This is a genomic window from Amycolatopsis speibonae (assembly GCF_042647925.1).
Classification (GTDB): Bacteria; Actinomycetota; Actinomycetes; order Mycobacteriales; family Pseudonocardiaceae; genus Amycolatopsis; species Amycolatopsis speibonae.
The window spans coordinates 103428-126503 of sequence record NZ_JBHRWK010000092.1; the positions used below are offsets into that span (position 1 = coordinate 103428).

The 23076-nt window shown below is 70.2% G+C and carries 2 protein-coding genes; both read left to right on the forward strand.

All coding sequences use genetic code 11. From position 1 onward, the window contains the following. On the forward strand, positions 1 to 2080 hold a 2080-nt coding region (locus tag ACFOSH_RS39075; protein WP_378245948.1), incomplete at its 5' end, for a type I polyketide synthase. 46 nt (positions 2081 to 2126) lie between these two features. Continuing rightward, positions 2127 to 23048, forward strand: coding sequence for a type I polyketide synthase (locus ACFOSH_RS39080; protein ID WP_378245950.1), 20922 nt, complete (start codon positions 2127 to 2129; stop codon positions 23046 to 23048). Positions 23049 to 23076 lie beyond the last annotated feature (28 nt).

A 23076-nucleotide genomic window follows, 5' to 3' on the forward strand; every position in this document is an offset into this window, starting at 1 on the left:
TGCCGGGGTGGTGCTGGAGGTCGGTTCCGGTGTCACGGGGCTGGTCCCTGGAGACCGGGTGCTGGGGCTGTTGTCGGGGGCGTTCGGTCCGGTGGCGGTGACGGACTCCCGGATGCTGGCCAGGATTCCGGCCGGCTGGTCCTTTGTGGATGCGGCTTCGGTGCCGATCGTGTTTCTCACGGCGTTCTATGCCTTGCGTGATTTGATGGATGTCCGTTCCGGTGAGGCGGCGTTGATTCACGCGGCCGCCGGTGGGGTCGGGATGGCCGCGGTGCAGTTGGCCCGGCATTGGGGTGTCGAGGTTTTCGCGACGGCGAGTGCTGCCAAGTGGGACGCGGTTCGCGCGCTGGGTGTGGCGGATGATCGTCTGGCGTCGTCGCGTGACACTGACTTTGAGGCGAAGTTCCTTGCGGCGTCTGAAGGTCGTGGTGTGGATGTGGTCTTGGACGCGTTGGCCGGTGAGTTCGTTGACGCCTCGTTGAGGTTGTTGCCGCGTGGTGGCCGGTTCGCGGAGATGGGCAAGACCGACGTTCGCGAGCCGGGCGAGGTCGCGACCGACTACCCCGGGGTTCGGTACCAGGCGTTCGATCTGGTGGAGGCCGGTCCGGTGCGGATCGGTGAGATGCTGGCCGAGCTGGTGGGGTTGTTCGAGGCTGGTGCGTTGTCGCCGTTGCCGTCTCGGGTGTGGGATGTGCGGCAGGCGCCGGAGGCGTTCCGGTTCATGTCGCAGGCGATGCATGTGGGCAAGGTCGTGCTGAGCGTGCCGAGGTCCCTTGATGTCGAGGAATCGGTGCTGATCACCGGTGGCACGGGGAGTCTGGGTGCGTTGGTGGCCCGGCATCTGGTCGGCCAGGGTGCGCGGCATCTGGTGTTGCTCAGCAGGCGTGGCGAGCAGGCGCCGGGTGCGGCCGAGCTGGTGAGTGAGCTGACCGGCCTGGGTGCCGAAGTGTCGGTGCTCGCTTGCGACGCGGCGAATCGGGCCGCCCTGGCCGAAGCGTTGTCCACTGTGGAGCGTCCGTTGACAGCGGTGGTGCACACCGCCGGTGTGCTGGACGACGGTGTGGTGGAGTCGCTGACTCCTGCCCGGGTGGCCGGGGTGCTGGGTCCGAAGGCGGACGCGGCGTGGAATCTGCACGAGTTGACGAAGGACAGCGATCTGGCCGAGTTCGTGATGTTCTCGTCGGCGTCGGGGGTGTTCGGTAACCCGGGGCAGGCGAACTATTCGGCGGCGAATGTTTTCCTGGACGCTCTCGCGGCTCATCGCCGGTCGGAGGGAATGCCTGGGTTGTCGTTGGCGTGGGGGTTGTGGGATCAGGAAAACGGCGGCATGGGCGGGACGCTCAGCACCACGGACCGGGCAAGGGTTTCCCGGTCGGGCAGTGGCGCGCTGAGTCCCGAGCAGGGGCTCGCGCTGTTCGACGCGGCCCGCGCCCGTGCAGACGCGCTCTTGGTGCCCCTGAACCTGGACCTGGGCTCGGGCCAGGCGACCGCCGACGAGGTGCCGCCGCTGCTACGAAGCCTCGTCAAGGTGGTGACTCGCCGGGCGACGGTCTCGTCCGCCGGCGAAACCACGGCGACCCTCGGGGCGCGCCTCGCGGGGCTGAGGGCGGCCGAGCAGGACGAGGCACTCGTGGAGGTGGTCCGGGAACAGGCCGCGCTGGTCCTCGGGTACCACGACCCGGCGCACGTGGAGCCGGACCGATCCTTCCGGGAACTCGGTTTCGACTCGCTGACCTCGGTCGAGCTGCGGAACCGGCTCAACGCGGCCACCGGGCTGAAACTGAGCGCCACCCTGGTCTTCGACTATCCGACGCCGTCAGCGCTCGCCGAGTACCTGCGTGGCGAACTGGTCGGCGAGGAGGTCGCTCCCGGCGTGGACGCCGAGCTCGACAGGCTCTCCGGCGCGCTCGCCGTCTTCTCCGCGGACCGGCGCGAACGAGAGCGGATCGGCGCCAGGCTCGCCGCGATCCTCGCCGACTGGAACGACGGCAGGCGCGGGCCCGACGACGACGGCGACCTCGAGGAAGCCACCGCCGACGAACTGTTCGACCTGCTGGACAAGGGTTTCGGCAACTCCTGACCTGCTCGACCAAGATCCCGATCGCTTCGAGGGCGGAAGAATTTCGATGGAAAACGAGCAGAAGCTTCTCAACTACCTCAAGCGTGCGACCGCTGACCTGCGTGACGCGCATCGGCGGCTGCGGGAGGTCGAAGAACAGCAGCAGGAGCCGATCGCGATCGTCGGCATCGGGTGCCGCTTCCCCGGCGGGGTGCGCTCGCCGGAGGATCTGTGGCGCCTGCTGGCATCCGGGCAGGACGCGATCGGCGGCTTCCCCGCCGACCGTGGCTGGGACCTGGACAACCTGTACGACCCCGACCCGGGTGCCACGGGCACGTTCCACGCCCGCGGCGGCGGGTTCCTCTACGACGCGGCGGAGTTCGATCCTGGGTTCTTCGGGATTTCGCCGCGTGAGGCGCTGGCGATGGATCCGCAGCAGCGGTTGCTGCTGGAGACCACGTGGGAAGCCTTCGAGCGCGCGGGGATCGACGCCACGACCATGCGCGGCAGCCAGACCGGTGTGTTCGTCGGCGCGGCGGCACACGGTTACGGGGTCGGCGTGGACGCCGCACCCGAGGGCACGCAAGGACATCTGATGACCGGCACCACGCCGAGCGTGGCGTCCGGCCGCATCGCGTACTCGCTGGGGCTGGAAGGCCCCGCGATCACCGTGGACACCGCGTGCTCGTCCTCGCTGGTGGCCCTGCACCTGGCGGCGCATTCGCTCCGGCGGGGCGAGTGCGACCTGGCCGTGACCGGTGGCGTCACCGTGATGGCCGGGCCGGGCACCTTCGTGGAGTTCTCCGCGCAGGGCGGGCTCGCGGACGACGGCCGCTGCAAGGCGTTCGCCGAGGGCGCCGACGGCACCGGCTGGGGTGAGGGCGTCGGGATCCTGCTGGTCGAGCGGCTGTCCGACGCAGTGCGCAACGGCCACACCGTGCTGGCGGTGGTCCGTGGCTCCGCGGTGAACTCCGACGGCGCGTCGAACGGGCTGACCGCACCGAACGGGCCCTCCCAGCGCCGGGTGATCAAGGCGGCGCTGGCGAGCGCCGGGCTGGGACCGTCCGAAGTGGACGCCGTCGAAGCGCACGGCACCGGCACCGCGCTGGGCGACCCGATCGAGGCACAGGCGCTGCTCGCGGCGTACGGGCAGGAACGTGAAGTGCCCCTGCTGCTGGGGTCGGTGAAGTCGAACCTGGGGCACACTCAGGCCGCCGCCGGGGTGGCCGGGGTGATCAAGATGGTCATGGCGATGCGGCACGGGGTGCTCCCCAAGACGCTGCACGTGGACGCGCCCTCGTCGCATATCGACTGGTCCGCCGGAACCGTCGAGTTGCTCACCGAGGCGCGGGCGTGGCCCGACGCCGGACGTCCTCGCCGCGCGGCGGTGTCCTCCTTCGGGATCAGCGGCACCAACGCGCACACGATTCTCGAGCAGGCGCCCGTCCAGGAGCAGGCCCCCGAGCGCCGGGCGCCCGCGGTGGTGCCGTTCGTGCTGTCCGGCAAGACGACGGCGGCGTTGCGCGATCAAGCGGCGAAGCTGGCGTCCTTTGTGGAGGACGGCGAGGCGGCACTGACGGATGTCGCGTACTCGCTGGCGACGACGCGGTCGGCACTGGAACGGCGTGCCGCGGTGGCCGGAGCCGACCGTGACGAACTGGTGCGGGCGCTGCGGGCGCTGGCCGAGGGCCGCTCGTCCGCGGACCTCGTCGAGGGTTCCACCGGCCGGGGCCGATTGGCGTTCCTGTTCGCTGGTCAGGGTTCTCAGCGGTTGGGTATGGGGGCGGAGCTGTATGCGGAGTTCCCTGTTTTCGCAGCCGCTTTTGACTCGGCGTGCGAGTTTCTGCCGCCGTTGGGTGATCTTGGCCGGACTGAGTTCGCGCAGCCTGCGTTGTTCGCTCTGGAAGTTGCGCTTTATCGACTTGTTGAGTCGTGGGGTGTGCGTCCTGACTTCCTGATGGGCCACTCGATCGGTGAGATCGCGGCCGCGCATGTCGCTGGGGTGTTTTCCCTGGAAGACGCGGGCAAGCTGGTGTCCGCCCGTGGCCGTCTGATGCAGGCATTGCCCGTCGGCGGTGTGATGGTCGCGATCGAAGCGACCGAGGACGAGTTCGAGCCTGACGCTGAGTTCGGGATCGCGGCGGTGAACGGTCCGAACTCCGTGGTGATCTCGGGTGCCGAGGCTGCTGTCGTCCGGATTGCTGAAGAGTTTGCGGCCAAGGGGCGTAAGACGAAGCGTCTTGAGGTGAGTCATGCGTTCCATTCGCCGTTGATGGAGCCGATGCTCGCCGAGTTTGCTGAAGTGCTCAACGGGATCACGTTCAACGCACCGGTGATTCCGGTGGTGTCCACTGTGTCTGGTGGGCTCGCTGCGGATTTGGCGTCGCCGAGGTACTGGCTTGATCATGTGCGTCAGGCGGTGCGTTTCGCCGACGGAGTGAAGATACTGGCCGCTGAAGGTGTGACGTCGTTTGTCGAACTGGGTCCCGATGGTGTGTTGAGCGGGCTGGCGCAGGGATGTCTCCCTGACGCTGAGGCCCAGTTCGTGCCGCTGCTCCGCGGTGACCGGCCCGAGGTCCGCACCGCCATGACGGCGCTCGGTGCGTTGCACACCCGGGGAACCCGCATCGACTGGACGGCACTCCTGGCGGGTGCGCGGGTCGACCTGCCCACCTACGCCTTCCAGCACGAGCGTTTCTGGCTGGAGTTCGGCGGCGGTTCCACGGTCGAAGTACAGGACAGCGAGTTCTGGGACGCCGTCGAGCGTGCCGACGTCCGCACGCTCGCCGCCGAACTGCGGGTCGCGGGCGAGGACGAGCAGTTCCTCGGCGCGTTGCTGCCCTCGTTGTCGGCATGGCGTCAGCGGCGCCGCGAGTCCTCGGTCGTCGAGGGCTGGCGGTACCGGGCGGAGTGGGTGCCGGTGCGGGTACCCGAAGTCCGGCCGGAGGGCGAGTGGCTGGTGCTTTCGCCGGTGCCCCTGGCCGAAGGTGACGCTCTCGCCGAGCTCGGTGAGGTTGTCGTCGCCGAGAATCCGGACCTCTCAGAGTTGTTGGTTGCTGGGCGTTTCACCGGTGTTGTGTCCTGTTTGGACGCCGAGGCCACGCTCGCCGTGGTGCAAGCCGCCGTGGGTACCGGCGTCAAGGTATGGGCGTTGACCCGGGGCGCGGTGTCGGTCGGTCGTGACGACCGGCTGACCGCACCGGAGCAGGCGCGGGTCTGGGGTCTGGGCAGGGTCGCGGCGCTGGAGCATCCCGAGGTGTGGGGTGGGCTGATCGATCTGCCCGCTTCCGGGGATCCTCGGCTGTTCGGGGTGCTGGCGGGCGTCGAAGATCAGGTGGCGGTGCGGGCGTCCGGGGTGTTCGCGCGTCGCCTGGTGCGTGCTGGTGCCGCTGGCGGGGAACCGTGGGCTTTTGGTGGCACGGCTTTGGTGACCGGTGGTACGGGTGCCTTGGGTGGTCAGGTCGCGCGGTGGCTGGCTCAGCGAGGTGTCGAGCATCTGGTGCTGGTCAGCCGTCGCGGGGCGGCTTCACCGGGGGCCGAGGACATGGCCGCGGAGTTGCGGGAACTGGGCGTCACGGTCACTTTGGCGGCCTGTGATGTGGCGGACCGTGCGGCCGTGGCCGAACTGGTCGACGGTCTTCCGGATCTGTCGGTGGTGGTGCACGCGGCCGGTGTCGCGCAGTCGACGCCGCTGGCGGACTGCTCGGTGGACGAGTTCCGTGCGGTGGTTGCGGGGAAGGTCGCGGGTGCGGTCAATCTGCATGAGCTGACCGAGGGTCTTGACGCGTTCATCGTGTTTTCGTCGATCGCGGCGGCGTGGGGCAGTGGTGGTCAGTCTGCTTATGCGGCTGGCAATGCGTTCTTGGATGCGTTGGTCGAGCAGCGTCGTGCCGATGGCCTTCCGGGTCTGTCGGTGGCGTGGGGTCCGTGGGCCGAAGCGGGCATGGCCGCGGGTGAGGCTGGTGAGCACCTGGCGAAGCGTGGTTTGACGGCGTTGGCGCCGGAGCGGGCGTTGGCGGCGTTGGAAGGCGCACGGCGCGACACCACGGTGACCGTGGCCGATGTCGATTGGGCCCGGTTCGCGCCGGTGTTCACTTCCCGGCGACCCAGCCCCCTGCTCACCGAACTGATCGAGGTGACTCCCGCTGTCGACGAGCTGCGGGACACCAACGAACTGCGGACCAGGCTGATCGGCCGTCCCCTCGCCGACCAGCGGCGACTGCTGTTGGAGCTGGTTCGTGCCGAGGCGGCGGCGGTGCTGGGGTACTCCGGTCCGGAGGCTGTGGAGCAGGACCGTGCGTTCCGTGAGCTGGGTTTCGATTCGCTGACCGCGGTGGAGTTGCGTAACCGGATGGTTCCGCTGGTCGGTCTCGATCTGCCGACCACGCTGGTCTTCGACTACCCCAACCCGCTCGCCCTGGCCGAGCACCTCCTGGGGGAACTGCTCGGTGCGCGGGAAAACGTCGTGGCCACCGGCGTGGCGGCCAGCGACGAGCCGATCGCGATCGTCGGCATGGCGTGCCGGTTCCCCGGCGGCGTGCACTCACCGGAACAGCTGTGGAGCCTGCTCGCCTCCGGTGAGGACGCTGTCGGCGGCTTCCCGGAGAACCGCGGCTGGGACCTGGAGGAGCTGTACCACCCCGAACCGGGCAACCCCGGCACGAGCTACACCCGCGACGGCGCTTTCCTGTACGACGTCGGGGAGTTCGACGCACGTTTCTTCGGGATCTCACCGCGTGAAGCCGTGACGATGGACCCGCAGCAGCGGCTGCTGCTGGAGACTTCGTGGGAGGCCTTCGAACGCGCGGGGATCGATCCGGCGTCCGTCCGGGGAAGCCAGACTGGCGTCTTCGTCGGCTCGAACGGCCAGGACTACCTCTCGGTGCTGCTGGCCTCCTCGGACCTCGGGGACGGGCACCTCGGCACCGGAGTGTCCGCGAGCGTGGTTTCCGGCAGGCTGGCTTACACGTTCGGGCTCGAAGGCCCGGCGCTGACCGTCGACACGGCGTGCTCGTCCTCGCTCGTCGCCCTGCATCTGGCCGCGCAAGCTCTGCGCAACGGCGAATGCGAGCTGGCGCTGGCCGGTGGCGTGACGGTGATGGCCACGCCAGGGGCCTTTGTGGACTTCAGTGCCCAGCGGGGTCTCGCGGCGGACGGCCGGTGCAAGCCCTTCGCCGAGGGGGCGGACGGCACCGGCTGGGGTGAAGGCGCCGGGATGCTGCTGGTCGAGCGGCTGTCGGACGCGCAGCGCAAGGGACACCGAGTGCTGGCGGTGGTGCGTGGTTCCGCGGTGAATCAGGATGGTGCCTCGAACGGGTTGACCGCGCCGAATGGTCCGTCGCAGCAGCGGGTGATCCGTGCGGCGCTGGCGAGTGCGGGCCTGGAACCGTCCGAAGTGGACGCAGTGGAAGCACACGGCACAGGTACCTCGCTGGGTGACCCGATCGAGGCTCAGGCGTTGCTGGCGACCTATGGCCAGGACCGTGAACAGCCGTTGTGGCTGGGCGCGGTGAAGTCGAACCTCGGGCACACGCAGGCCGCGGCCGGGATGGCCGGGGTGATCAAGATGGTGCTGGCCCTCCAGCACGGTGTCCTGCCGAAGACTCTGCACGTGGACTCGCCGTCGTCCCAGGTGGACTGGTCGGCCGGGGCGGTCGAACTGCTCACCGAGTCGCGGTCGTGGCCGGCGGAGGAGGCGCCGCGCCGCGCGGGTGTCTCGTCGTTCGGTATCAGCGGGACCAACGCGCACACCATCCTCGAAGAGGCGCCGGAGACGCCCGCCGTGGAGTCCGCCGTGACCCCGTCGGTCGTGCCGATGGTGCTTTCGGCGAAATCCGCCGAAGCCCTTCGAGCACAGGCTGAACGCCTGCGGCTGGTGGTGACGGAAGGCGGGGATATCGCCGCTGTCGCTCGCTCGCTGGCCACCACCAGGTCCACCTGGGACCGCCGCGCGGCGGTCGTCGGAACGGATCGCGACAGCCTGCTCGCGGGCATCGCCGCACTCGCGGCCGGGGGACAGGCTCCGGGCTTGGTCGAAGGCGCGGCTGACTCCGGCAAGACCGCGTTTTTGTTCGCTGGTCAGGGTTCGCAGCGGTTGGGTATGGGGGCGGAGCTGTATGCGGAGTTCCCTGTTTTCGCTGAGGCTTTTGACGCCGCATCACAGTTTTTGCCGCCGTTGGGTGATCTTGGCCGGACTGAGTTCGCGCAGCCTGCGTTGTTCGCTTTGGAGGTTGCGCTTTATCGGCTTGTCGAGTCGTGGGGTGTGCGTCCTGACTTCCTGTTGGGTCATTCGATCGGTGAGATCGCGGCTGCGCATGTCGCTGGGGTGTTTTCGCTGGAGGACGCGGGCAAGCTGGTGTCGGCTCGTGGTCGTCTGATGCAGGCGTTGCCCGATGGCGGCGTGATGGTCGCTATCGAGGCGACGGAAGACGAGTTCGTGCCGACGGCCGAGTTCGGGATCGCGGCGCTGAACGGCCCGAACTCGGTGGTGATCTCCGGGGTCGAGTCCGTGGTTGTCGCTCTTGCTGAGGAGTTTGCGGCTAGGGGTCGTAAGACGAAGCGTCTTGAGGTGAGTCATGCGTTCCATTCGCCGTTGATGGAGCCGATGCTCGCCGAGTTCGCGCGGGTTCTTGAGGGCATCACGTTCAGCGCACCGGTGATTCCGGTGGTGTCCACTGTGTCCGGTGGGCTCGCTGCGGATCTGGCGTCGCCGCGGTACTGGCTGGATCACGTGCGTCAGGCAGTGCGTTTCGCCGACGGAGTGAAGGTACTGGCCGCCGAGGGTGTGACGTCGTTTGTCGAACTGGGTCCCGACGGGGTGCTGAGCGGACTGGCCCAAGGCTGCCTGCCCGACTCCGAGGCCCTGTTCGCGCCGATCCTGCGGGCCGACCGGCCCGAGGTCCACACCGCGATCACCGCCCTGAGCACGCTCCACACCCGTGGCGTCCCGGTCGACTGGGCGGCGTACTTCGGCCCCGGCGAATCGGCCGACCTGCCCACCTACGCCTTCCAGCGCGAGCACTACTGGCCGAAGATCTCCGGTCTGGTGGCCGGCGACGTGACCGGTGCCGGGCTCGGCGCGGCCGATCACCCGCTGCTCGGCGCCGCCGTGGAACTGGCAGGCGGCGACGGCCTGGTCCTGACCGGCAGGCTCTCGGCCCGGACCCACCCCTGGCTGGCGGACCACCGGGTCCAGGGCCGGGTACTCGTACCCGGCACCGCCCTGCTGGAACTCGCGGTCGCCGCCGGTGACCGGACGGGCTGCGACTTCGTCGAGGAACTGACGTTGTCCGCACCACTCGCACTGCCCGAATCCGGCAGCGTCCAGGTCCAGGTCGCCGTCGGCGCGGCCGACGAGGCAGGACGGCGTGAGGTGTCGGTCCACTCGCGCACCGAGGGCGACTGGACGACCCACGCGATCGGTGTCCTCGCCCGCCGCGGCGTGCGACCCGATGCCGGGCTCGCGGAGTGGCCGCCGTCCGACGCGCGCCAGGTGGACGTTTCCGGTCTGTACGCCGGAATGGCGGAAGCGGGCTTCGGCTACGGCGACAGCTTCCAGGGCCTGCGAGCGGCCTGGGTCCTCGGCGACGAGATCTTCGCCGAGGTCGAGCTGCCGCGGTCCGTCCGCGACGAGGCCGCCCGCTTCGGGCTGCACCCCGCCCTGCTCGACGCGGGCCTGCACGCGCTGGCCCTCCGCGCGGGCGACGGTGACGGCGGTGGCCGTGTCCCGTTCTCCTGGACCGGGTTCTCCCTGTTCGCCGTCGGTGCCGCCGCGGTCCGGGTCCGGCTGACGCCGTCCGGCGCGGACACGGTGTCGATCGAGGTCACCGACACCGAAGGCCGTCCGGTGGCGGCGGTCGACTCCCTGGTCATGCGGGCGCTGTCGGCCAACCGGAACACCGACTCGGACGCGCTGTACCGCCTGACCTGGGAACCGATCTCCCTGCCCGCGGGCGAGACGGCACCGGTCGTGACGGCGGAGTGCGTTTCCCGGGGCCGGACGACGGCAGCGCTGGTTTCGTCGATGCTCGCGGACGTCCAGGACTGGCTGGCGGACCGCACCGCCGAGGGAACGCGGCTGATGGTCGTCACCCGTGGCGCGGTGGCGGCCGAGGCCGGGGAAGAGGTCCGTGACCTGCCCGCGGCGGCCGTCTGGGGGCTGCTTCGCACGGTGCAGGCGGAACACCCGGGACGGCTGCTCCTCGTCGACGTCGACGAGGACCCGCGCTCGGGGGAGGCACTGGCCGCCGTCCCGAACGGTAACGAACCCCAGGTCGTGATTCGTGGCGGCGAAGCGTTCGCCGCGCGGTTGGGCCGGGTTTCGCGCTCCGCCGACCTGGTGCCGCCGGACGAGCGGACCTGGCGCCTCGACAGTGTCGGCAAGGGCACGTTGTCGAACTTGTCGTTGGTGTCGTGGCCGCAGGCCGGGGATCCGTTGGGTGAGTTGGACGTTCGGGTCGAGGTGCGGGCGGCGGGAGTGAACTTCCGTGATGTGCTGAACGCGTTGGGCATGTATCCCGGCGACGCGGGTCTGATGGGTATCGAGGGCGCCGGGGTGGTGCTGGAGGTCGGTGCGAAGGTCACCGACCTGGTGCCCGGCGACCGTGTGATGGGCCTGCTGGCGGGCGCGTTCGGCCCGATCGCGGTCACCGACTCCCGAACGGTGGCGCGGATTCCCGCCGACTGGTCCTTTGTGGATGCGGCTTCGGTGCCGATCGTGTTTCTCACGGCGTTCTACGCCCTGCGTGATTTGATGGATGTCCGTTCCGGTGAGGCGGCGTTGATTCACGCGGCCGCCGGTGGGGTCGGGATGGCCGCGGTGCAGCTGGCCCGGCACTGGGGCGTCGAGGTTTTCGCGACGGCCAGTCCTGCCAAGTGGGACGCGGTTCGCGCGCTGGGTGTGGCGGATGATCATCTGGCGTCGTCGCGGGACACTGACTTTGAGGCGAAGTTCCTTGCCGTGTCCGAAGGTCGTGGCGTGGACGTGGTCTTGGACGCGTTGGCGGGTGAGTTTGTTGACGCCTCGCTGCGGTTGTTGCCGCGGGGTGGCCGTTTCGCGGAGATGGGCAAGACCGACGTTCGTGAGCCAGGACAGGTCGCGGCCGAGTTCCCCGGTGTCGCCTATCAGGCGTTTGATCTGATCGAGGCCGGACCGGCGCGGATCGGCGAGATGCTCGCTGAGCTGGTCGAGTTGTTCGATGCCGGGGTGCTGTCTCCTTTGCCGTCCCGGGTATGGGACGTGCGGCAGGCGCCGGAGGCGTTCCGGTTCATGTCGCAGGCGAAGCATGTGGGCAAGGTCGTGCTCAGTGTGCCGAGGCCGTTTGATGCCGCGGGGACGGTGTTGATCACCGGTGGTACCGGGAATCTGGGCGCTTTGGTGGCTCGGCATCTGGTTGGTCAGGGTGCGCGGAAGTTGTTGCTGGTGAGTCGTCGTGGTGTGGCGGCTCCGGGTGCGGATGCCTTGGTCGATGAGCTGACCGGTCTGGGTGCCGAGGTGTCGGTGGTCGCGTGTGACGTGGCGGATCGTGACGCGTTGGCCGAGCTGTTGTCCACTGTGGACTTGACGGCGGTGGTGCATACCGCCGGGGTGCTGGACGACGGGGTCGTGGAGTCGTTGACCGCTGACCGTGTCGCCGGGGTGTTGCGTCCGAAGGCGGACGCGGCATGGAATTTGCACGAGTTGACGAAGAACCGCGATCTGGCCGAGTTCGTGGTGTTCTCGTCGGCGTCGGGGGTGTTCGGCAATCCGGGGCAGGCGAACTACTCGGCGGCGAACGTTTTCCTGGATGCTCTCGCGGCTCATCGCCGGGCGAACGGCTTGCCCGGACTGTCGCTGGCGTGGGGGTTGTGGGATCAGGAAAACGGCGGCATGGGCGGGACGCTCAGCACCGCGGACCGCGCCAGGGTTTCCCGATCAGGCAGCCGCGCACTCAGCCCCGAACAAGGCCTCGCCCTGTTCGACGCCGCCCGCACCCGCGCCGACGCGCTCTTGGTGCCCCTGAACCTGGACCTCGGTTCCGGCCAGGCGACCGCCGACGACGTTCCCCCGCTGCTGCGCGGTCTCGTCAGGGTGATGACGCGCCGCGCGGCCGCGTCCGCCGGGACGGAATCGGCCGGCTCGCTCGGGCAACGGCTCGCGCTCCTGCCCGTGGCCGCTCGGACCGAGGAACTCACCCGTATCGTCCGTGACCAGGCCGCCCTCGTGCTCGGCTACCCGGACGCCGAGCACGTCGTACCGGAGTCGACCTTCCGCGAGCTGGGGTTCGACTCGCTGACCGCCATCGAGCTCCGCAACCGCCTCAACCAGGCCACCGGCCTGAAGCTGCCGGCCACCCTGGTCTTCGACTACCCGACACCGCTGGTGCTCGCGGCCTTCCTCCGTGCCGAACTGGTCGACGAGGACGCCGTGGCCTCCGCTCCGGCAGTCCAGAGCCGTCCCGCCGCCGACGAGCCGATCGCGATCATCGGCATCGGCTGCCGGTATCCCGGCGGAGTCAGCTCGCCGGAGGAGCTGTGGGACCTGGTGGCGTCCGGACGCGACGCCATCGGCGCCCTCCCGCTCGACCGCGGCTGGGACCTCGACCTCGATTCCGTCAGGGAAGGCGGGTTCCTCTACGACGCGGCGGAGTTCGATCCTGGGTTCTTCGGGATTTCGCCGCGTGAGGCGCTGGCGATGGATCCGCAGCAGCGGTTGCTGCTGGAGACCACGTGGGAGGCCTTCGAACACGCCGGTCTCGACGCGGCGAACCTGCAAGGCAGCCCGACCGGCGTTTTCGTCGGCACCGCCACCCAGGGCTACGCCGTCGGTGTCTCACCGCTGCCGGACGGGGTCCGTGGGCACCTGATGACCGGCACCACCCCGAGTGTGGCGTCCGGCCGGGTGGCTTACACCTTCGGGCTCGAAGGCCCGGCGGTCACGGTCGACACCGCGTGCTCCTCTTCGCTGGTGGCCCTGCATTGGGCGGCGCAGGCGCTGCGGAACGGCGAGTGCGACCTCGCACTGGCCGGTGGGGTCACGGTGATGTCCGCGCCGGGCGCCTTCGTCGAATTCGACGCCCAGGGTGGTCTGTCCGCGGACGGCCGGTGCAAGGCGTTCGCCGAGGGTGCGGACGGTACCGGTTGGGGCGAGGGCGCCGGGATGCTGCTGGTGGAGCGGCTGTCCGACGCGCGGCGTAAGGGCCATCGGATCTTGGCCGTGGTGCGGGGCAGCGCGGTGAATCAGGATGGTGCTTCGAATGGTTTGACGGCGCCGAATGGTCCGTCGCAGCAGCGGGTGATCCGTGCGGCGCTGGCCAATTCCGGATTGCGACCGTCCGAAGTGGACGCCGTCGAGGCGCACGGCACCGGGACCCCGCTGGGTGACCCGATCGAGGCGCAGGCGTTGCTGGCGACTTACGGCCGGGACCGTGAGGAGCCGTTGTGGCTGGGTTCGGTGAAGTCGAACCTGGGGCACACCCAGGCGGCTGCCGGGGTCGCGGGCATCATCAAGATGGTCATGGCCCTGCGCCACCAGGTGCTGCCGAAGACTCTGCACGCCGGAACGCCGTCGTCCCATGTGGACTGGAGCGGCGGCGCCGTCGAGCTGCTCGACGAGTCCCGTGCGTGGCCGGAGACCGGCCGCCCTCGGCGGGCTGCGGTCTCCTCGTTCGGGATCAGCGGCACCAACGCGCACACCATCATCGAGCAGGCGCCCGCCGAGGCGCCGCTGGTACCCGCGCACGGCCCCGCCGTACTGCCGTTCCTGGTGTCGGGCAAGACGACGGCCGCGTTGCGCGCACAGGCCGCCCGGCTGCTTCCCCTCGCGGAAGACCCGGCGGTCGCGTTGGAGGATCTGGCGTTCTCGTTGGCGACGAACCGGTCCGCGCTCGAACGGCGGGCTGTGGTGACAGGCGCCGACTTCGCCGAGCTGGCACGGGCGCTGGGCGCGCTCGCCGAGGGGCGGTCGTCCGCCGAAGTGACCGAAGGCGCCACCGGCCGAGGCAAGACGGCGTTCCTGTTCACCGGTCAGGGTGCGCAGCGGGCCGGGATGGGGCGCGAGCTCCATGCCGAGTTCCCCGTTTTCGCCGAAGCCTTCGACGACGCCTGCGAGTTCCTGCCGTCGCGTCTTCGCGAGGTGGTGCTGAGCGAGCCGGAGCTGCTGAACCGGACGGAGTTCGCCCAGGCCGCGTTGTTCGCGGTCGAAGTGGCCCTGTACCGCCTGGTCGAGTCGTGGGGGGTGTGCCCCGACTTCCTGCTGGGGCACTCGATCGGTGAGATCGCCGCCGCTCACATCGCCGGGGTGTTCTCCCTGGAGGACGCGGGCAAACTCGTCTCGGCCCGTGGCCGGTTGATGCAGGCGCTGCCCTCGGGCGGGGCGATGTTCGCGATCGAGGCGGCGGAGGACGAGTTCGAGCCGGCCGCCGGGTTCGGGATCGCGGCTGTCAACGGTCCGTCGTCGGTCGTGGTTTCCGGGGACGAGACGGTCGTCGCCGGGGTGGCCGCCGAGTTCGCGGCCAAGGGGCGCCGGACCAAACGAGTCGAAGCGAGTCACGCTTTCCACTCGCCGCTGATGGTGCCGATGCTCGCGGAGTTCGCCGAAGTGCTGACGGGGTTGACCTTCCATGACCCGCAGATCCCGGTGGTGTCCACTGTGTCCGGTGAGCTCACCGGGGACCTCGCTTCACCGCGGTACTGGCTGGACCACGTGCGTCAGGCGGTGCGTTTCGCCGACGGCGTGCGGACGCTGGCAGAGCAGGGAGTGACGTCGTTCGTCGAACTGGGCCCCGACGGGGTCCTGACGGCGATGGCGCAGGGCTGCCTGCCCGGGACGGACGCCTTGTTCGTGCCGATGCTCCGTGCCGATCGGCCCGAGGTCCGGACCGTCATCACCGCACTGGGCGCGTTGCACACGCGGGGTGTCGCGGTGGACTGGTCCGCGTTGCTGAGCGGGAACCGCGTCGACCTGCCCACGTATGCCTTCCAGCGGGAGCGGTACTGGGTCACGCCCGCGCGGACCGCCGGTGCCACCCGCTCGGACGAAGTCGATGCGGCGTTCTGGGACGCGGTGGAGCGGGAAGACCTGGAGTCGGTCGCCGCCGAACTGGCGATCGACCACGAACCGGCCCTGGACACCGTGGTGTCGTCGTTGTCGGCGTGGCGGCGGAAACGTCGTGAGTCCTCTGTGGTCGATGGTTGGCGGTATCGGGCGGAGTGGGTTCCGGTGCGGGTGCCTGATGCCCTGCCGGAGGGTGAGTGGCTGGTGCTTTCGCCGGAGCCGTTGGCTGAAGGTGATGCTCTCGCCGGTCTTGGTGAGGTTGTCGTCGCCGAGCAGCCGGATCTTTCGGAGTTGTTGGCTCCTGGTCGTTTCGCTGGTGTGGTGTCCTGTTTGGACGCCGCGTCGACGTTGCTGGTGATCCAGGCGGCGGTGGGTACTGGTTCGAAGGTGTGGGCCGTGACCCGGGGCGCGGTCTCGGTCGGCGGTTCGGATCGCTTGTGGGCGCCGGAACAGGCGCAGATATGGGGTCTGGGCCGGGTCGCGGCGCTGGAGCATCCCGAGGTGTGGGGTGGGCTGATCGACCTGCCCGCTGCCGGTGACGACCGGGTGCTGGGCCTGCTGACCGGTTCCGAGGATCAGGTCGCGGTGCGGCCGTCGGGTGTGTTCGCGCGACGTTTGGTGCGGGCGGATGCGGCCGGTCGGGAACCGTGGACCTTGAACGGTACCGCGCTCGTGACCGGTGGTACTGGTGCGCTGGGCGGTCAGGTCGCGCGCTGGCTGGCAGGGCGAGGTGTCGAGCATCTGGTGCTGGTCAGCCGTCGCGGGATCGCTTCGCCGGGTGCGGAGGATCTTGCCGCTGAGTTGCGGGAGCTGGGCGTCGTGGTGACGGTGGCGGCCTGTGATGTGGCCGATCGTGCGGCGGTGGCCGAGTTGGTCGACGGGCTCGAAGGCTTGTCGGTGGTGGTGCACGCGGCCGGTGTCGCTCAGTCGACGCCCCTGGCGGACTGCTCGGTGGACGAGTTCCGTGCGGTCGTTGAGGGGAAGGTCGCGGGTGCGGTCAACTTGCATGAGTTGACCGAGGGTCTTGACGCGTTCATTGTGTTCTCATCGATCGCGGCGGCGTGGGGCAGTGGCGGTCAGTCTGCTTACGCGGCTGGCAATGCGTTCTTGGATGCGCTCGTGGAGCAGCGTCGTGCCGATGGTCTTGCGGGGTTGTCGGTGGCGTGGGGTCCGTGGGCCGAAGCGGGGATGGCCGCGGGTGAAGCAGGCAAGCAGCTGGCCAAGCGCGGTCTGACCGCGTTAGCCCCGCAACGGGCGTTGGCGGCGTTGGAAAGCGCGCGCCACGACACCACGGTCACCGTGGCCGACGTGGACTGGGCCCGGTTCGCGCCGGTGTTCACCTCCCGGCGGCCCAGCCCCCTGCTCACCGAACTGATCGAGATCGAGGACACCGCCGACGAGCCCGCCGGCGCGGGTTCGGCCGAACTGCGCGGGAAACTCGCCGGGCTCGCCCCGGCCGTCCGGCGGCAAACTGTCCTGAACCTGGTCCGTGCCGAGGCGGCGGCGGTGCTGGGCTACTCCGGTCCGGAGGCGGTGGAGCAGGACCGTGCGTTCCGTGAGCTGGGTTTCGATTCGCTGACCGCGGTGGAACTGCGCAACCGGATGGTCCCGCTGGTCGGTCTCGACCTGCCGACCACGCTGGTCTTCGACTACCCCAACCCGCTCGCGCTGGCCGAGCACCTGCTCGCCGAGCTGACCGGTGTCCACACCGCGATCACCCCGGCCACCGTGGTGGCCGCCGCCGACGAACCGATCGCGATCGTCGGCATGGCCTGCCGGTTCCCGGGCGGCGCGCACTCACCGGAACAGCTGTGGGAACTGCTGTCGGAAAGCCGCGACGCGGTGGGGCCGTTCCCCGGCGACCGTGGCTGGGACCTGGCCGAGCTGTACCACCCCGAGCCGGGCAAGCCCGGTACGAGTTACACCCGCGACGGCGCGTTCGTCTACGACGTCGGGGAGTTCGACCCCCAGTTCTTCGGGATCTCCCCGCGCGAGGCGCTGGCGATGGACCCGCAGCAGCGGCTGCTGCTGGAGACCTCGTGGGAGGCCTTCGAACGAGCCGGTCTCGACCCGGCCGAGTTCCGGGGCAGCCGGACCGGGGTGTTCGTCGGCTCGAACGGCCAGGACTACCTCTCGGTGCTGCTCGCCTCGTCGGACCTCGGCGAAGGACAGCTGGGCACCGGGGTCTCGGCGAGTGTGGTCTCGGGCAGGCTGGCCTACACGTTCGGGCTCGAAGGCCCGGCCGTCACCGTGGACACCGCCTGTTCGTCTTCGCTGGTCGCGATCCATCTCGCCGTGCAGGCACTGCGCAACGGCGAGTGCGACATGGCGCTGGCCGGCGGCGTGACCGTGATGTCCACGCCCGGAGCTTTCCTGGACTTCAGCGCCCAGCGCGGGCTGTCGGCCGACGGCCGGTGCAAGGCGTTCGCCGAGGGCGCCGACGGCACCGGCTGGGGCGAAGGCGCCGGAATCCTGCTGGTGGAACGGCTGTCCGAGGCCACCCGCCAGGGCCATCAGGTGCTGGCCGTGGTGCGGGGCAGCGCGGTCAACCAGGACGGCGCGTCCAACGGGCTCACCGCGCCGAACGGTCTCTCCCAGCAACGGGTGATCCGGGCCGCGCTGGCCAACGCCGGACTCGGGACGTCCGATGTGGACGTCGTCGAGGCACACGGTACCGGAACCACACTCGGCGACCCGATCGAAGCCCAGGCGCTCAACGCGACCTACGGGAAGGACCGCGATCGCCCGTTGTGGCTGGGTTCGGTGAAGTCGAACCTCGGGCACACGCAGGCGGCGGCCGGGGTCGCCGGAGTGATGAAGATGGTGCTGGCGCTGCGGCACGGTCTGCTGCCGCGAAGCCTTCACATCGACACGCCGTCGTCCCATGTGGACTGGACCGCCGGGGCCGTCGAACTGCTGACCGAAGCCCGTGAGTGGCCGGAGCGCGAGTCGGCGCGGCGAGCGGGTATCTCCGCGTTCGGCATGAGCGGCACCAACGCCCACCTCATCCTGGAGCAGGCGCCCGCGCCCGCGTCTGCCGACGTCGTCCCGGTGGCGGTCACGCCGTGGGTGCTTTCGGGCAAGTCGCCGGAAGCGGTGGAAGCTTTCGCCGGTCGGCTCGCCGGATATGCCGCTGATACCGCGGGTGTGGCGGCGGGATTGGTGCGTCGCTCTGTGTTCGGACATCGCGCGGTCCTGGTGGGAGAGGACCAGGCCGGTTTGGCTGCCGCGCTGGCGGCGGGTGACGAGCCCGCTGGTGTCGTGCGGGGTTCTGGCTCCGGTGTGGATCGTGTGGTGTTCGTATTCCCTGGACAGGGTTCGCAGTGGCTGGGTATGGCCTCGTCGCTGTTGCAGGAGAGCCCGGTGTTCGCTTCGCGGATGGCGGAGTGCGACAGTGCTTTGAGGTCCTTTGTGGACTGGCCGTTGTTCGAGGTGTTGGATGACGAAGTTGCCTTGACCAGGGTTGATGTTGTGCAGCCGGTGTTGTGGTCGGTGATGGTGTCGCTGGCCGCGCTGTGGCGTTCGCTCGGTGTGGTTCCCGCTGCGGTGGTCGGTCACTCCCAAGGTGAGATCGCGGCCGCGGTGGTGTCAGGTGGCTTGAGCCTGGAGGACGGCGCGCGGGTGGTGGCGTTGCGGAGTCAGGCCATCGCTGCCGAACTTGCCGGTCTGGGCGGGATGCTGTCGGTGGCCGCCCCGGTGACCGAGGTCGATGAGGGTGTGTCGATCGCCGCGGTGAACGGCCCGAACGCGGTCGTGCTGTCGGGTGACCCTGAAGCGCTGGCGAAAGCGAAGGCCCGGTACGAGGCCGAAGGCGTCAGGGCTCGGCTCGTGGCGGTGGACTATGCGTCGCATTCGGCTCATGTCGAGCGGATCGAGGCGGAGCTTGCCGAGCTGCTGGCGCCGGTGACCCCGCGGACGGGCGATGTCCCGTTCTATTCCACTGTGGACTCCCAATGGCTGGACACCTCTGAGCTGACGGGTAGCTACTGGTATCGGAATCTGCGGCAGACGGTCCGGTTCGCGAACGCGGTCGAACAGCTGGCCGAAGAAGGCTTGCAGATGTTCGTCGAGGTCAGTGCCCATCCGGTGCTGACGATGGCGATCGAGGACACCGTCGACGTCCCCGTGGTGGGCACGTTGCGCCGCGACGAGGGCGGGCTGCGAAGGTTCCTGCTCTCGGCAGGCGAAGTGTTCTGCCACGGCGCCCACGTCGACTGGCCCGCACTTCTCGGCAAGGCCGGGACGGCCCCCGAAGACCTGCCCACCTACGCGTTCCAGCGCGAACGCTACTGGCCCCGGGTGGACGCGTCCTCCGGTGGAGACGTCACCACCGCCGGACTCGGCGCCACCGACCACCCGATGCTCGGCGCCACTTTGGACTTCGCGGGCGGCGACGAGGTGGTGCTCACCGCCAGGCTGTCGGTCTCGGCGTCACCGTGGCTGGCCGAACACGTGGTCTCGGGGCAGGTGTTCCTGCCGGGCACCGCTTTCGTCGAACTGGCGGTACAAGCGGGCGACAGGGTGGGTTGCGCCCGGGTCGACGAGGTGACGATCGAGGCGCCGCTGGTACTGCCCGAGACCGGCGGGATCCAGCTGCAGCTCGTCGTCGGTGCACCGGATGACGGGGGCACCCGCGAGCTGGTCTTTTACTCCCGTGAAGCGGACGGCGAGCCGTGGACACGGCACGCTTCGGGCGTCTTGTCGCCCGAATCCGGCGAGCCGGACGAGCCCGGCGACCTCCGCGAGTGGCCGCCCGCCAAGGCGGTCGCCGTGGACATCGACGGCCTCTACGACGGCCTCGCCGCGGCAGGGCTGGCCTATGGTCCGGTGTTCCGCGGGCTCACCGCGGTCTGGGAACGCGACGCCGAGGTGTTCGCCGAGGTGGAACTGCCCCGTGACGAGTCCGCCGAGGCAGCCCGGTTCGGGCTGCACCCGGCACTGCTCGACGCCGGTCTCCACGCACTGGGCGCGGTGAAGTTCGGCGGTGGCGGGGCGTACCTGCCGTTCTCCTGGACCGGCGTGACCCTGCACGCGACCGGTGCGCGGTCGCTGCGCGTCCGGCTGACGCGCCACGACGGCGACAGCGTGTCGATCTTCGCCGCGGACGGCGCGGGCGACCCGGTGGCGGTGGTCGAGTCGCTGGCCCTGCGGCCCGCCGGCGCGGCGGGCACCTTGCGGGCGAAGAATCTCTTCCTGGTCGGCTGGGACGACGTCGCGCTGCCGTCCGCCGAACTGCTGGACCTTCCGGAACTGCGGGACGTCAAGGCGGATCAGCGCCCGGAAACGGTGGTGCTGCACTGGCTTCCCGGCACCGACGGCCCGCACCCCGCCGCGCACCGCGTGCTGGCCGTGGTGCAGGACTGGCTGGGAGACGACCGGTTCACCGGCTCCCGGCTGGTCATCGTCACCCGCGGGGCGATCGCCACCGCGCCGGGCGAAGACGTGCCGGACGCCGACGCGGCCGTGGTGTGGGGCCTGGTGCGCTCCGCGCAGTCGGAGAACCCCGGCCGGTTCGTGCTCGCCGACCTCGGCGGCCCCGAAGACCTCGACAAGCTGCCGTCGGCGCTCCGCAGTGGTGAACCGCAGTTCGCGTTGCGCGACGGGCAGCTTCGGGTGCCGAGGCTGGTTCCCGCGGACCGCTCCGCCGCGTTGACCCCGCCCGCCGGGGAGCCGCACTGGCACCTCGACCTCACGGGCCGGGGCACGCTGGAGAACCTGGCCCTGCTGCCTTCCCCGACCGCGGCGGCCGAGCTCGGCGAAGGCGAGGTGCGGCTGGAGGTCCGGGCGTCCGGGGTCAACTTCCGCGACGTGCTGATCGCGCTCGGCATGTACCCCGACGAGGTGCCGCTGGGCAACGAGGGCGCGGGCGTCGTCCTCGAAGTCGGGCCCGGGGTCACCGGGCTCGCTCCCGGCGACAGGGTGCTGGGGGTGTTCGCCGGGGGTGTCGGCCCGGTCGCCGTCGCCGACGGCAGGCTGCTGGCGAAGCTGCCACCCGAATGGTCCTTTGTGGAGGGTGCGTCGGTGCCGGTGGTGTTCCTCACCGCCTACTACGCGCTGCGGGATCTGGCGGACCTCCGGCGCGGCGAGTCCGTGCTGGTACACGCCGCCGCGGGCGGGGTCGGCATGGCCGCCGTGCAGCTCGCCCGGCACTGGGGCGCCGAGGTGTACGGCACCGCGAGCCCGGCGAAGTGGCAGGCGGTCCGGGAACTCGGTCTCGACGACACGCATCTCGCGTCCTCGCGGGATCTCGGGTTCGAGGCGCGGTTCGCCGACGCCACCGGCGGCCGGGGGATGGACGTGGTGCTGGACTCGCTCGCCCGCGAGTTCGTCGACGCGTCCCTGCGGCTGCTGCCCAGGGGCGGGCGGTTCGTCGAGATGGGCAAGAGCGACATCCGCGATCCGGAGCTGGTCGCCGCCGAGCATCCGGGGGTGCGCTACCGCGCCTTCGACGTGATCGAGGCGGGCGCCGAGCGAATGGGAGAGATCCTCCGCGAGGTCATGGCGTTGTTCGCCGACGGCGTGCTGCGGCCGTTGCCCACCCGGACCTGGGACGTCCGCCGCGCCCACGAGGCGTTCCGGTTCCTGTCGCAGGCCAAGCACGTCGGCAAGGTCGTGCTCACGCAGCCTCGCCGTCTCGACGGGACGGCGACCGTGCTGGTCACCGGCGGCACCGGCAACCTGGGCGCACTGGCCGCCCGGCGGCTGGTGTCCGGTCACGGTGTCCGTGACCTGGTGCTGACCAGCAGGAGCGGACCGGACGCGCCGGGTGCGGCGGAACTGGCGCGCGAGCTGACCGAACTCGGCGCGCGGGTCCGGATCGTCCGCTGCGACGTGGCGGACCGGGCGGAGATCGCCGAGGTGATCTCCGGGATCGGCACCGCGCTGGCCGGTGTGGTGCACACCGCGGGCACCCTCGACGACGGGCTGATCGGCGATCTCACCCCCGAGCGGCTCAGCGCCGTGCTCCGGTCCAAAGTGGACGGTGCGGCGCATCTGGACGAGCTGACGCGGGGACTGGACCTGTCGTTGTTCGTGCTCTATTCCGGGGCCGCCGGGGTGTTCGGCGGGCCGGGGCAGGGCAACTACGCGGCGGCGAACGTCTGGCTGGACGCGCTGGCGCACCGGCGCCGGGCGGCGGGACTGCCGGCGACGTCCCTGGCCTGGGGACTCTGGGCCCGGCTCGGCGGGATGACCGCGCATCTGGGCGAGGCCGAGCTCGCGCGGTTGAGCCGGGACGGTGTCGGCGGGCTGGACACCGAAGAGGGACTGGCCCTGTTCGACACCGCGCTGGCCATGGACGAGCCGCTGCTGCTGCCGATGCGGCTGGACGTGGCGGGCCTCCGGCGTCAGCGGCCGGACGACGTGGCGCATCTGCTGCGCGGCTTCACCGTCGCCACGACGTCCCGCAGGGTCGCGGGCGAGGCGAAGGAAGGCAGCGGATCCAAGCTGCTCAAACGGCTGGCCGGTCTCCCCTCGCCGGAGCAGGAGGCCCTCCTGCTCGAACTGGTGCGGACCGAGGCGGCTGCCGTACTGGGCTTCCCGTCGACGGCGGCCGTGGAACCCGCACGGGCGTTCCGCGAGCTCGGTTTCGACTCGCTGACCGGGGTCGAGCTGCGCAACCGGCTCGGCAAGGTCACCGGCGGCAGGCTGGCGCCGACGCTGGTGTTCGACCACGCCACCCCGGCGGCGCTCGCCGCGTTCCTGCGGGGCGAGCTGGCGCCGAGCGGCGCCGAGGAAGCGGCTTCGGACGTCCTCGGCGAGCTCGGGCGGCTGGAACTGGCGGTGACCGGACTCGCCGACGACGGCGAAACCACGGCGGAGGTGGCCGCCCGGCTGCGGTCCCTGCTGGCCCGCCTGACCGGGGACGAGGCGGAGAACGGCGTTTCCCGGCGGATCCAGGACGCCACGGCGGACCAGATCTTCGACCTCATCGACAACGACTTGCGGATCTCTTGATCGCACCGGCGGAGAAACGAGCACAGCC

What these genes read in the sequence shown, in the direction of transcription:
- ACFOSH_RS39080 (WP_378245950.1), top strand. Translation starts at nt 2,127, where the DNA reads ATGGAAAACGAGCAGAAGCTTCTCAACTACCTCAAGCGTGCGACCGCT.